The 12,951-nt window shown below is 51.6% G+C and carries 12 protein-coding genes; 2 read left to right on the top strand and 10 right to left on the bottom strand.

Going from position 1 to position 12,951, the window contains the following annotated elements:
- Positions 1 to 31: 31 nt before the first annotated feature.
- A complete protein-coding gene (locus tag DL346_RS05820) occupies positions 32 to 1,402 on the bottom strand; it encodes an ammonium transporter (RefSeq protein WP_240633039.1) in 1,371 nt (456 codons plus the stop codon).
- Positions 1,403 to 1,801: 399 nt separating this feature from the next.
- Here DL346_RS05820 and DL346_RS05815 point away from each other — a divergent pair, with 399 nt between their 5' ends.
- Entirely contained in the window at positions 1,802 to 2,242 is a 441-nt protein-coding gene (locus DL346_RS05815; RefSeq protein ID WP_112881093.1) for a MerR family transcriptional regulator, read from the top strand.
- Between the two features lie 28 nt (positions 2,243 to 2,270).
- Complete coding sequence (locus DL346_RS05810) at positions 2,271 to 2,951, top strand: zinc metallopeptidase (protein ID WP_112881092.1); 681 nt, start codon at positions 2,271 to 2,273, stop codon at positions 2,949 to 2,951.
- Positions 2,952 to 3,049: 98 nt separating this feature from the next.
- On the opposite strand, the gene DL346_RS05805 is transcribed toward DL346_RS05810, so the two are convergent.
- The 9 genes from DL346_RS05805 to alaS form a co-directional block, all read right to left on the bottom strand.
- Positions 3,050 to 5,125 carry a methyl-accepting chemotaxis protein gene (locus DL346_RS05805; protein ID WP_112881091.1) on the bottom strand — a complete coding sequence of 692 codons (2,076 nt, stop codon included), beginning with the start codon at positions 5,123 to 5,125 and terminating at the stop codon, positions 3,050 to 3,052.
- Positions 5,126 to 5,382: 257 nt separating this feature from the next.
- Positions 5,383 to 6,633, bottom strand: a complete 1,251-nt coding sequence (locus DL346_RS05800) for a peptidase U32 family protein (RefSeq protein ID WP_165822386.1) — start codon at positions 6,631 to 6,633, stop codon at positions 5,383 to 5,385.
- Between the two features lie 34 nt (positions 6,634 to 6,667).
- Positions 6,668 to 7,612, bottom strand: coding sequence for a peptidase U32 family protein (locus DL346_RS05795; RefSeq protein WP_112881089.1), 945 nt, complete (start codon positions 7,610 to 7,612; stop codon positions 6,668 to 6,670).
- Positions 7,613 to 7,623: 11 nt separating this feature from the next.
- Positions 7,624 to 8,745 (bottom strand): endolytic transglycosylase MltG, encoded by a 1,122-nt coding sequence (mltG, locus tag DL346_RS05790; protein WP_240633038.1) that lies wholly within the window; start codon positions 8,743 to 8,745, stop codon positions 7,624 to 7,626.
- Positions 8,746 to 8,855: 110 nt separating this feature from the next.
- Complete coding sequence (locus DL346_RS05785) at positions 8,856 to 9,155, bottom strand: DUF1292 domain-containing protein (protein WP_240633037.1); 300 nt, start codon at positions 9,153 to 9,155, stop codon at positions 8,856 to 8,858.
- 39 nt (positions 9,156 to 9,194) lie between these two features.
- Complete coding sequence (locus DL346_RS05780; RefSeq protein WP_112881088.1) at positions 9,195 to 9,506, bottom strand: DUF1292 domain-containing protein; 312 nt, start codon at positions 9,504 to 9,506, stop codon at positions 9,195 to 9,197.
- An 8-nt stretch (positions 9,507 to 9,514) separates the two neighbouring features.
- Positions 9,515 to 9,931: a Holliday junction resolvase RuvX gene (ruvX, locus tag DL346_RS05775; protein ID WP_112881087.1), complete on the bottom strand. Its 417-nt coding sequence runs from the start codon at positions 9,929 to 9,931 to the stop codon at positions 9,515 to 9,517.
- A gap of 30 nt (positions 9,932 to 9,961) precedes the next feature.
- The gene (locus tag DL346_RS05770) at positions 9,962 to 10,225 is read right to left on the bottom strand and encodes an IreB family regulatory phosphoprotein (protein WP_090983162.1); all 264 of its coding nucleotides are present in this window, start codon (positions 10,223 to 10,225) and stop codon (positions 9,962 to 9,964) included.
- 49 nt (positions 10,226 to 10,274) lie between these two features.
- Positions 10,275 to 12,911: an alanine--tRNA ligase gene (gene alaS, locus DL346_RS05765; protein WP_112881086.1), complete on the bottom strand. Its 2,637-nt coding sequence runs from the start codon at positions 12,909 to 12,911 to the stop codon at positions 10,275 to 10,277.
- Positions 12,912 to 12,951: the final 40 nt, after the last annotated feature.

Below are 12,951 nucleotides of genomic sequence, written 5' to 3'. Positions count from 1 at the left end.
ATGGTTGTGTCTTTGCTACGCAAAACACGGCTTACAGGCTTTGCTGCGCTTTTTTCATTTGCTCCGGATACCCGAAAGTACCGTGCTCGGACAGGTCAAGGCCGATAATCTCTTGCTCTTCCGTTACGCGAAGTCCCATAACGACCTTCATGATGCCGAGCAGGATGAACGAAACGACGAGCACGTAGGCGCCGCAGACGAGCACGGATTCAAGCTGTACCCACATTTGGTGCCAGCTGCCTGTGTCGATGATGCCGCCTCTGCCGACATTCAGCTTCGTAGCCAGCTCCTCCGTTGCAAAGATACCATTCGCCAGCGTACCCCAAACCCCTGCCGCACCATGTACGGAAAGCGCATAAATCGGATCGTCGACTTTGATTTTCTCGAAAAATTTTGCGCTGAAGAAGACGAGTACGCCTGCAATCAAACCGATGAGAACAGCAGCCCACGGATCAACGAAAGCACAGCTTGCAGTGATGGCTACGAGGCCGGCCAGAGCGCCGTTCAATGTCGTAGGAATGTCAGCTTTTCCGTTTACGAGCCAGGAGATCAGAAGTGCGGAAACCGCGCCGCCGGCAGCCCCAAGCTGCGTATTGAATGCTACATAACCGAAGAAACCATCGCCTACGCCAAGCGCGCTGCCTGCGTTGAAGCCGAACCAGCCGACCCACAGAATAAGAACGGACAATGCGCCGAATACTTGGTTATGACCGAGAATTTCATTGGCGGAGCCGTCTTTGTTGAAGCGGCCGATACGAGGCTTCAGCAGCACCGTCGCCGCAAAGGCCGCAAGCGCACCGGTTAGGTGGACGACTGTGGAGCCAGCGTAGTCTTGAGCGCCTTCAGCGAACAACCAGCCGCTTGGGCTCCAAATCCAGTGAGAAATAACAGGGTAAATAAGTGCAGTAAACAAGATTGTGAAGACAAGATAAGCGGAAAGCTTGGCGCGCTCAGCGAATCCACCCCAAGCAATGGAGAGGGATACGGCTGCGAATGCAAGCTGGAAGACGAAGAAGATCGTCGATGGAAGCGATTCACCGTCAGCCGCCGCTACCGCAGGAGAGAACAAGTAGCTGCCCCAGCCGATGAATTTGCTGATCGAGCTCTCCGCGTTGTCGGAGCCGAAAGCGATCGCATAACCTACCGCCCAATAAACCAATGTGCAAAGACCTACTGTGAAAATCGTCTTACCGGCAATGTGACCGGCATTCTTCATGCGTGTCGAACCGGATTCGAGAAGAATAAATCCACCTTGCATCAAGATAACCAGAATCGCGGCGATCATTACCCAAATGGAGTTCAGTCCCATGTTGAGCGTGCCCGCAGATGGGTCATCTGCGAAAGCCATTGCCGGAAATAACAACGAAAGAGCACCTAAAGACAAAATCAACTTTTTGACCACTACGACCACTCCCTAATGTAATGTTTCTTAACACGAAAGGAAAGACTTAATGTCATTATAGTCAGAAGTGCCTTTTTTGACAATACAGTTTTTTCATTTTACCGAAAAAAATCTAACATTAGCTTCTTCGTTTGAAGCGAATGTTAAGTTTTTTCACAGTAATTATGTAAAATCTGCATCTCCATTGCTTTATTCTTCGCGTTTTGATCGCCATTCTACCCTATCCTATGTCAGTTTCTACTTTTAAATTACGAATGCCCTGAAGGGTTGAATATTCATGTCAGGTTTATAACTTGCAAATTCCGCCAAAGCATTACGTTTGACTGTATGGTTATAGATTCTGTATCATAGGAACTAGGAGCATTATTTACATACCTTTTAGTGAAAGAGGTGATCCTATTGTCCGAACCGTTGCTGTACCGGATTGGCGAATTGTCCAAAATGGCCGGTGTGAGTCCCCGCACCATTGACTTCTACACCTCAATGGGTTTAATCGAACCTGAGAAGCGGACGGCAAAAAATTATCGCTTATACAGCGATGAAACCTTGCACCGGCTCAAACGTATAGTACAGTTGAAGCAAGACAAATATACGCTCGACGAAATCAAAACAACGATGTCAGGCTGGCGTAAAGTTTCGTCGGAGGAACAAGTGTCAGGCAAGCTCATGGAGCTGCAGCTGCATCTTGAACAGCTGCAGCGCGAGGTACAAGAGATTGAGCCGGTGCTCAACCAGCTGAAGCCTGGGCAGGCCAAGCAGGTGTTTAAACGTCTTGTGCCTCAAACCGCCGCATGCGTCGAAGCGCTGATGCTGCTCCTTAACAAAGGCGGTATTATGTAGAACTCAACTTTCAATGGAGGGAACGACAATGTTTTTTCACCCAATGGATTTTCTAATTATTATCGCCTTTATTCTATCGTTGTGGGCGCAGTTTAGAGTCAAAGGCACGTTCAACCGTTGGTCCGACGTACAAACGATGAGCGGGCTTACCGGCTACCAGGCCGCGCGCATGATGCTTGATCGTAACGGCCTGCATGATGTTCCTATCGAGCCGGTGCCAGGAAGGCTTTCCGACCACTATGACCCGATCCACCGCGTCGTAAGGCTGTCTGAGCCAGTCTACTACGAGAACTCGATATCGGCGGTCTCTGTAGCCTGTCACGAGGTCGGCCATGCGATTCAGCACAGCGTTCACTACCCGATGCTGGTTGTGCGTCATAAGATTTTCCCGGTCGTAAGATTCGCTTCCGGCATAGCTCCGTTTCTGCTTATTGCCGGCTTCCTATTCCAGGCGACCGGATTGATCGGACTTGGCATTCTGTTCTTCACATGTGCCGTAGCGTTCCAGCTCGTCACCTTGCCGGTTGAGTTCAATGCAAGCAACCGTGCCAGAGAAATCATGATCGCCGAAGGCTTCATTACGAACGAAGAAGAGCGCGGTGTCGCCAAGGTGCTCAATGCCGCTGCGCTGACCTACGTCGCAGCCGCACTTATCTCCCTGCTGGAGCTCATCAAGTACATTATGATCTTCACGCAGAGCCGGGATTAATTCATATTCGAACGCGTAAAGAGGCGTGGGATAAATCCCACGCCTCTTTCTTGCACCAACCAGAAAGGCTGACACCAAGCAGTGTCAGCCTTTCCTATTTAGGTCCGGAAACGGCTGAGCGTTTCTTTCAGCCCCGTCGAGACGGTCTCCAGTTTGTCGGACAACCGCACCAAACCTTCGCTAATGCTGTTTTGTTCATTGCTCAAGGACGCAACTTCTTCAGACGTCGCGGACGATTCCTCCGCAACCGCACTTACGTTGCCCATTGCATCGGTGAGCACAGATTGCGAGCGCTCCAGCCTGCTGATCGATTCGGTAACCGAGCTAAGGCTGCCGACGAAGTCGCCCATTTGGCCTTGTACGGACAAGAAAATTAGATTCGCTTCTTTGACCGATTGGATTTGCTCTTGGAAGATCGGATAAGCATCGGACAATACATGAACCGTTTCGTCGATTTCCTTTTGGATCGTTTCCGTGATTTGGCCAACAACATCAATCGATTGACGGGATTGGTCAGCCAGCTTACGGATTTCGTCCGCTACGACCATGAAGCCTTTGCCCGCAGCACCTGCGCGCGCTGCCTCGATTGTCGCATTCAAGGACAAAATATTGGTCTGCTTCGTCATGTTGTTAAGTACATCGAGAATTTTTCGTATGGAACGCGTACTTTCCTTCAGGCGGTCTACTTTCTCCACCATCGAACGCGTCATTTCCTCCGTCATGCCCGTTTTCTCGATCAAGCCGTTCATATAAGCCGTACCTTGACGGCTTGCTTTCTCTACCTCGGAAGCCGCAGAGCCCATCTGTTGGTTCGCACGCATGACCTGCTGCATTTGCCGGCCGATTTCAGTTGTTAAATCGCTGCCCTTCTCCGCTTCAATCGCAAGGCTGGTTGCGCCATTGGCGATTTCCTCCGTTGCCACCGCGATCTCGCGCGCGGAAATAGCCGTTTTCTTCGAGGCGTCCGAAAGCTCGCCCGCTGTTGCCAGCACGTCCTGCGCGGATTGATTCGTTTGGGCGACAAGCACCGTGATTTGCGACATCATCTGATTGAAGCTCTGTGCCAATTGACCGATTTCATCCTTTTTATTGATGGATGAACGGACGGTCAGGTTACCTCGTTCTCCTTCGTTCATGAGGTTTCGCAGGCTGACAAGCGGAATCGCAACCATTCGAATTACGAGCATTCCGATGCCAATGGCGAGCATCGCAGCGATACCGGCGATGATAAAGGTCGCATTCTGGATTTGCTTGGCATCCTTCACAAGCTGATTAACCGGTACCGAACCGGCCAGCTTCCAATTTACCGACGCAAACTGGTTATAAATTGCGAGCACTTCTTCTCCGTTAGCCAATTCCTCAGTCGAGTTGCCGGAATCTTGATCCGCTGGGAACTCAATTGGCGATGGTTGTCCAATCAATGCCGGATCTTTGCTGAAGACCAGGTTGTTCGAGCTGTCAACGATCGTAACATCGCTGCCTTCTCCCAGATTCAAATCCTCAAGCTGCTTCGAAAACTCTTTCAAATAAATCTCGACAACGATGATATATTTGCCTTTGTTCGTAACCGTATTCTTCATGACCCGCCCCATGCCGAAAGTTGGCTCCGATGCGCTGCCGCTATAGCCTTTAACCTGTGACGGAAGCCAGATAAGCTTGCCGCCGCCGTCAACGATCTTCTTCATCCATTCCGTACCTTTAGCATCCTCCGTAGTGATGCTGGCAGAACCGACCGTAACGGAGGCGGACTTGCCGTCAAGCGGAATGATGGATGCTCCGACAATCGTCGAATTGCCGAGGATGTAAGATTGAATCGAATCGCTAAGCTTCTTCATGACATCAAAGCGGTCGTAATCGTCCTTGGCCGTTTCATATTTCGCCAAGTTATCTTGAACCGTCTTATCAAGCAGGATTTGCATCGATAACGCTTCGTAGTTCTTGAACATGAGGTCCAGCTTGCTTTTGGATTGCGCGATGGCGACTGCGCTGGAATCCGCTACTTTTTGCTTGATGATGTTTTTCGAGGTCGAGTAGGAGAATAATCCAACCACAAGAACGCAGACGAGAATGGCGCTGAAAATAATAAGAAACAGCATAAGGCCGACCGATTTGATCGGATTGGACACCTTCACATTCTTCAGTCCGTCTACCGACGACGAATAGAGCGCTTTCATACTTGAAATAGCCCCTTCATTTGTTTGCGTTTGAGTTTGTGTTCTCGTTTTCTCTCTCTTCACGTTAAGCTTCAATTTCAATGACTAGACACCACCTGATTGAGGATAGTTTTCCGAGTGCGGATCTTTTCGTATAGGGTAAACGCAATATCCTTAATATCGGCTTAACATCTTCGTAATGTTAGGGAAAAAGGAATTATTTTCACAAAAAAAATCATCCTAATCATTGATGATTAGGATGATTTAGAAACCGCTTTTTAACGAACCCTTTTGCGCATCATGTCCATTGGCTTGACCGGATGCTCGGTCTTCATGACTACATGCTGCAGCGGATGTCTAGCCGCATCCAGCCCGTTGCCGCTTGTGTCGGTGATTTGGCCAACGACTTGTTTAAAGAAGGTTCCATTCGGCCCGAAAAACTCCACTTCTGTTCCTGGCTTAAAGTGATTACGCTGCTCAACCACGGCAAGTCCGGTTGATTCATCATAGGAAACGACAACGCCTGCGAAATCGTATGGCACGGCTTTGTCTTCCGGTTCGTAGATATGGTCTTCGGCACCAGGTGTGTCATAGAAGAACCCCGTATTTACCGGTCGATTCGCCGCCTTCTGAATATCTTCCAGCCAAATTGGCTTCAGCTCGTAATTTTCCGGGTCGGCCATATAGGAATCGATCGCTTGACGGTACGCGTTAACGACCGTAGCTACGTAGTGCAAGCTCTTCATCCGGCCTTCGATTTTGAAGCTGTCGATGCCGGCATCGATCAGATCCGGAATGTGCTCAAGCATGCACAAATCCTTGGAGCTCATGGTGAATTTGTCCGCATCCATGCCGACCATCTGGATGTCGTCCTCGTAAATGTCGTACTTCCATCTGCATGATTGGCAGCAGCCGCCGCGGTTTGAATCACGATCGGTAAAATGATTCGATAATACGCAGCGTCCAGAGAAGGACGAGCACATCGCGCCATGAATAAACGCTTCGATCTCGATGTCCACGTGCGCCTTGATTTCGGCGATTTCCTCAATGCTGGTCTCACGGCCAAGCACGACGCGCGGCAAGCCTTCGTCCTTCCAGAACTTCACCGCTTGCCAGTTCAGCGTCGATTGCTGGGTGCTCAAGTGTACTTCCAGCTTTGGCGCTACGCGCTGCGCCGTCTCGATAATGACCGGGTCGGCAGCGATAATCGCCGCAATTCCGGCTGCCTCAAGCTCGCGCAAGTAATCCTCGAGGCCGCTGATATCTTCATTGTGGGCATAAATATTCGTCGCCACAAACACCTTGGCTCCATAACGGTTCGCGAACTCAACGCCTTCCTTCATCTCCTCGAAGCTGAAGTTGTCGGCATTGGAGCGAAGGCCGTACTTCTGCCCGCCGATATAAACCGCATCCGCGCCATAATGAACGGCAAACTTGAGCTTCTCCAAGTTTCCTGCTGGAGCAAGCAGCTCCGGCTTATCTAGACGATAACGTTTCCCCGTAAAGCGGGGAGCTGTCTTTGTTGTCACCTGCTTCACCTCCACGACTTCCATGGGTGACATCTCAATAAACTTGTTCTTTATAGAAAAATCCGTACGAAAGCTCCCGGGACGGATCTTGAACCTTCACAATCTCTTCGAGCCACTCTTCGTTGAAAGCATATCCTTCCGGATCGGCGCAATAAGCATCGATAGCGGCGCGGTATGCCCGAACGACGGTTTCATTGTACTCAATTGATTTTAACAGCCCTTCGATCCGAAAGCTATCGATATTAACTTCCATCAGCTCATGCAAATTTTCGATCATGCAGAGGTCATCCGAGCTCATAATATGCGTGCCGCCTGCGTCTTCGTAGATAGGGAACCGCTCGCCAGGGCGTTCGGCTTCCACTAAATACAAGCCGTCTTCACGTCTGCCGTAAACGGGAACCGAGACGGTCTCGCCGTTTTTCGCTTGATGTTGAAAATAATTTTGCACGAGCGGCCGCTTGGAATGATAGATATTGGTCAAACCGTGTACCTGAACCTGAACTTCAAGCTCCGTATTTTTCTTGATGTCAATGACTTGGTCCATATTGAGCTCCCGCGCCAGAACGAAACGCGTCGCTCCGCGCCTCCCCCAATAATTCGCCGTCGCGAAATTCGTGGATGTCATCTCCGCATTCCAGTGTAGTTTCATGCCCGGCGCCTCCGCGCGCGCAGCCATCAGCACGGCAGGGTCGCCGAAGACGATTGCGTCTACGCCCGCTTCCGCCAAGCCGCGAATGTAAGCCGGCAGCGTTTCGACCGTGTCATTGTCCATCAAATTGTTGACAGCCGCGTACACGGATACGTTATGCGAATGAGCCAGCTTGACTGCTTCGCCCATCATCGCGAGATCGAAATCGCCCGGCAATCTCATGCCGTAGCGCGATTCGCCGATGAGAAACGCATCCGCACCTGCGGCGATGAGCCGCTCCATATCGGCAAGCGAACCCGCGTCAATAAGCAGCTCCGGTTTTGTTGCCATTGTAAATCCTCCTATTGTCCTGCCGTTTGATTGCTTTTCTCGATATTGCGGTTGTGCTCCTTAAGCGTCTCCGCGAATAGATGCTCATGGCTCCCGTCTTTCTTGGTCACGTAGAAAAAATAATCCGTTTCCTTCGGGAACAGCGCCGCTTCAATCGATTTCAAGCTAGGTGAAGCGATCGGTCCAGGCGGAAGGCCATTGATTTTATAAGTGTTGTAAGGACTGTCCACTTTCAGATCGTCGAGAAGCAGCCGTTCCTTCTGTTTGTCGAGCAAATATTGAACCGTCGCATCAATTTGCAACGGCATGCCCTTCTTAAGCCTGTTGTAGATGATTCCGGCGACGATCGGGCGTTCTTCATCGACAACGACCTCGCGCTCCACGAGAGAAGCGATCGTCATCATCCCATGAAAATCAACGTTGTGAGCAGCAAGCGAATCTTCCCAATTGCCGGGCAGCGAGTCAAGCTTACGATCCAGCTCTTGGAGCAGTCTTTGGATAATCTCTTCCGGTTTGCTTTCTTTCTTCAGCTCGTACGTTTCCGGAAACATATAGCCCTCAAGACGGTGCAGCAGATCCTTATTCTTCGGAATATGCTTCACTGCGTCCGTGTCGCTCCACGTCCGGTCTTTATCCGCAAGGGAAAGGAAGGTCGCTTTGTCCGAGTATCCAGCCTTCTCCATCGTTTCCGCGATTTGCTCCACCGTAAACCCTTCAGGGATTGTAAAACGCATCATTTCCGCCTTCATCGTCTCACCGGCATTAAGCTTGGCGATAATTGCATCCTTATCCATTCCGGGCGTCAGCTCGTATACGCCGGCTTGGAAACGCGGCCCTTCATTCTTATAACGAAGGTAATATTTAAAAATAAATGCGTTTCGAATGATGCCATTGTCCTCAAGCACTTCGGAGAAGCGGATCGGCGATGTCCCTTTCTTCAATTCGACTTGGACGGCTTTCCCTGCAGGCGCTGGACGAAGGCCGTTCCAAATGTAAAGATAAACGCTGCCGGCCGCTACGATCATGAGGCCGAGTATGGTTGTGATGACCCAAAACGTAATACGTCCTCGCCTTGGTCCGGCGGGACGCATATCGCTGTCGTCTTCTGCGAACTGATGCTCTTCGATGCTCAAGCAACCTAACCTCCATTTCCATATCCGCGCGGAAAAAGGGCGGTATTCGCCGCCCCTTCCGTACTCCTATAAGAAAACCGGGCTGATTTCCGCCCCGTTAAAGGTGCAAGTCAAGGCTGTTCATCGCCTTCGAACTGCAAATCATCGTATGCTTCCGCGACGGCTTCCCATTCCTCATCGCTCTCGATGGATTCGAGCTCCGGATCGGCGCCTTCCTTCATCGTAATGCGGAAGAATGCTACTTCGTCTTCTTTGCGCATCTCGTGCGATTGCAATCCTGCATAGGAGTTGTCTCCCAATTGGAATTCAGCGACGATTTGGAACGGTTCCGTCCCGCCGTCCTCGCCGATCAGATCCACTTCCGTACCGTAAATATCCTTCAGGACGGAAATCCGTTTCAGTTCTGACACGCCGTTTAAGCTCCCTTCGACTGTAGAACGCTAAACGTTCTAGTCGTTATCGTCAATCTCAGCGAGAAGGGTGTTGAAGGTTTCCTCCACCATGTTCCACTCTTCTTCGTCCTCGATAGTGTATAGCTTCAAGTCGTCCCCGTCTTCCTCATAGCGGAATGCGTAGACTTCGTCGGAATCTTCGTCCTGTTCGTCTTGGGAATCGACGTTGAGCGGAACGACCATCATATATTTCTGATCGGAGCCGTCTACCTCAAACTTCATGACTACCTCGAATTCCTCTTCGTTGCCGTCTTCATCCGGAATGTAGATGATTTCCGGCTCTTCAAACTGCATGTTGTCCTTTGTCATCGTTACCCTCACCTTTTCGTTTTAGAATCGAGATAATTTTGCAAAATTAGCGTTGCCGCCATTTTGTCCACCACTAACTTTCGCTTCTTACGGCTGACGTCAGCCTCGAGCAGCGCACGCTCTGCGGCAACGGTCGTCAGCCGTTCGTCCCAAAGGTGTACGGGTACATTTAGCTTCTGCTGTAAATGTTGTGCGAATGCGATGCAAATTTCGCCACGCGGCCCGATGGTGCCATTCATGTTTTTCGGTAAGCCGACTACGATTTCGGATACTTCGTGTTCCTTTACGAGCTTGGCAATGACTTCGTCCTCGCCGTTGTCACGGCGCTTCTCAACGACGCTTACCCCTTGAGCGGTCCAACCGAATGCATCACTGACGGCGACGCCGATTCTGCGGTCGCCGTAATCCAATCCCATAAGACGCATACGACCAGATGCCTCATTTCCTTAAGGTGGTTATTTGCTGTGCTGACTCAAATAGGAACGGACTAATTCTTCAATAAGCTCGTCTCGTTCTTTCCTGCGAATTAAGCTTCTAGCATTGTTATGCCGCGGAATGTATGCGGGATCTCCGGACAAAAGATAACCTACGATCTGATTAATCGGATTATAGTCCTTTTCGAGAAGCGCATCGTACACCGACAACATAATTTCCCTTGAGGAAGCTTGAAGCCCTTCCGCTTTCACGTCGAATTTCATTGTCTTGTCCATCGAATTCATCGCCAGCACCTCACTTTCCAAGCCGCTTAACAGCCGAATGATATTCATATCATATCACATTTGTCTGTGAGAGAACCAGTTCTTCGGCAATTTGGAGGGCTTCACCCAATTTAGACGGATTTTTCCCTCCGGCTTGCGCCATATCAGGACGTCCGCCCCCGCCGCCGCCGCAAGCGGCTGCCGCTTCCTTGATGATTTTGCCGGCATGGAAGCCTTGTTTCACTAGCTCAGGCGAGACCGCAGCGACGAGGTTTACTTTGTCTTCGGCTACAGCGCCAAGGACGATAACCGCGCTGCTAAGCTTGGTCTTGAGTTCATCCACGATACCGCGCAGCGCATCCATCGATGGCGCGCTGACTTGTGCTGCAAGTACCGTCACTCCGCCGACAACCTTCGCTTGCGACTCCAGGGAGCCCGCTTCTATCCGGCTCAGCTTGCTTTGCAGCGATTCATTATCGCGGGAAAGCTCCTTCACCTGCGCGTGCATCGACTCGATCCGCTTCGGCACATCGGTTAGGTTCGACTTCAGCAGAGCTGCCGCTTGTTTGAGCAGGTCCAGCTGGCCTTCCATGTACAAGTACGCATGGCGGCCTGTTACCGCTTCGATCCGGCGTACGCCGGAGCCTATACCGCTCTCGCTGATGAGCTTGAACAAGCCGATTTGCGCCGTATTTGCCACGTGGCAGCCGCCGCAAAGCTCGAGGCTGTATTCGCCGACGCGCACGACGCGCACGACATCGCCGTACTTCTCGCCGAAGAGCGCCATTGCTCCCATCTCTTTCGCTTCCGTCAGCGATTTGTAATCAATCTGGAGGGTCGTGCCGAGCCAAATTTGCTGGTTGACTCTGCGTTCGATTTCAGTCAGTTCCTCGGCGCTGATGCTGCCGAAGTGCGAGAAGTCGAAACGCAGGCGATCAGGATCAACGAGCGAGCCCGCTTGGTTGACATGCTCGCCGAGCACGTCCTTCAGCGCGCGGTGCAGCAGATGCGTAGCCGTATGGTTCTTGATCGTATCTTCGCGAGTTTGCGCCGATACGGCAGTTTGAACCTGGTCGCCGACCGAAACGGTGCCGCTATTCACGACAGCGTGATGCACCGATTGGCCGTGAGGCGCTTTCGTCACGTCTTCTACCGTCAATGCAAAGCTCTCGCCTTCGATCGTACCGCTGTCTCCCACTTGACCGCCGCTCTCCGCATAGAATGTCGTGCGGTCCAGAATGACAAGCACTTGGCTGCCTTCGGAAGCCGATTCCACCAGCGAATCCCCGTTCACGATCGCAATGACCTTCGCGCCTTGCAGCGTCAGATCCTGATAGCCGACGAACTCCGATTTGGCCGTGAAATCCGCAAGCGGTCCGCCCTGCACGTTCATGCCGCCCGTATCTTGGCGCGCCGCGCGCGCTCGAGTGCGCTGCTCTTCCATCGAAGCGTCGAAACCTTCGCGGTCTACGGTCATGCCGTGCTCAGCCGCATAATCTTCCGTAAGGTCGAACGGGAAGCCGTACGTATCGTATAGCTTGAACGCATCCGTACCCCCGATCAGCGTTTGTCCGCTCGCTTTGGCTGTTTTTACGAGCTCGCCAAGCAGCGCCAAGCCTTCCGACAGCGTTTCGTGGAAACGCTCCTCTTCGGTACGGATCACCTTCTCGATAAATTCCCGCTTCTCGACAACTTCCGGATAGTGACTGCCCATAATGCCGCCGACGACGCTTACGAGTTCGAAAAGGAACGGACGGTCGACGTCGAGCGTCTTGCCGTACCGGACCGCGCGGCGAAGCAGGCGGCGGATGACATAGCCGCGGCCTTCGTTGGACGGCATGACGCCGTCGCCAACGGCGAACGCTACAGTCCGGATATGGTCGGCAATTACTTTCAGCGCGATGTCGATTTCCAAATTCGCATGATAGGTGACGTTCGCTATTTGACAGGTGCGGTCAATAATCGGACGGAACAGATCGGTGTCGAAGTTGGAGTCGACGTTTTGCAAAATCGAAGTCAGACGCTCCAAGCCTGCGCCCGTATCGATGTTTTTATTCGGCAGCGGCGTGTAGCTGCCGTCTTTATTATGATTATATTGCGAAAATACAAGGTTCCATACTTCCAGGAACCGCTCGTTTTCGCCGCCAGGCCAGCATTCCGGATCGTTCAGGTCGCCGAATGCTTCGCCGCGGTCGTAGAAAATCTCGGTGCACGGTCCGCACGGGCCTTCGCCGATATCCCAGAAGTTGTCCTGCAGGCGGTAAATCCGTTTCTCCGGAAGTCCGATTTTTTCATTCCAGTAACGGAATGCTTCTTCATCCTCCGGATATACCGTAACGGAAAGCCGCTCCGGATCGAAGCCGATCCACTGCGGGCTGGTCAGAAATTCCCATGCCCAAGTAATCGCTTCTTCCTTGAAATAATCGCCGATCGAGAAATTGCCGAGCATCTCGAACATCGTTTGGTGGCGGCGCGTTTTGCCGACATTCTCGATATCGTTGGTGCGGATGCATTTCTGCGAGTTCGTAATGCGCGGATTGTCAGGAATGACACGGCCGTCAAAATAAGGCTTAAGCGGCGCCATCCCTGCGTTGATCCACAAGAGCGACGGGTCGTTATGCGGAACCAAGGAAGCGCTTGGCTCGATTTTGTGTCCTTTGCTCTCAAAAAATGCGAGCCACTTCGAACGGATTTCGCTTGCTTTCATCACGGTTCATCCTCCAATAATAAAATAAAAACAAAAAAAC

This window comes from Paenibacillus montanisoli (assembly GCF_003268025.1).
Classification (GTDB): Bacteria; Bacillota; Bacilli; order Paenibacillales; family Paenibacillaceae; genus Paenibacillus_Z; species Paenibacillus_Z montanisoli.
The sequence above is the reverse complement of the archived record's forward strand: the minus strand, read 5'-3'. Positions and strand labels throughout refer to the sequence as shown.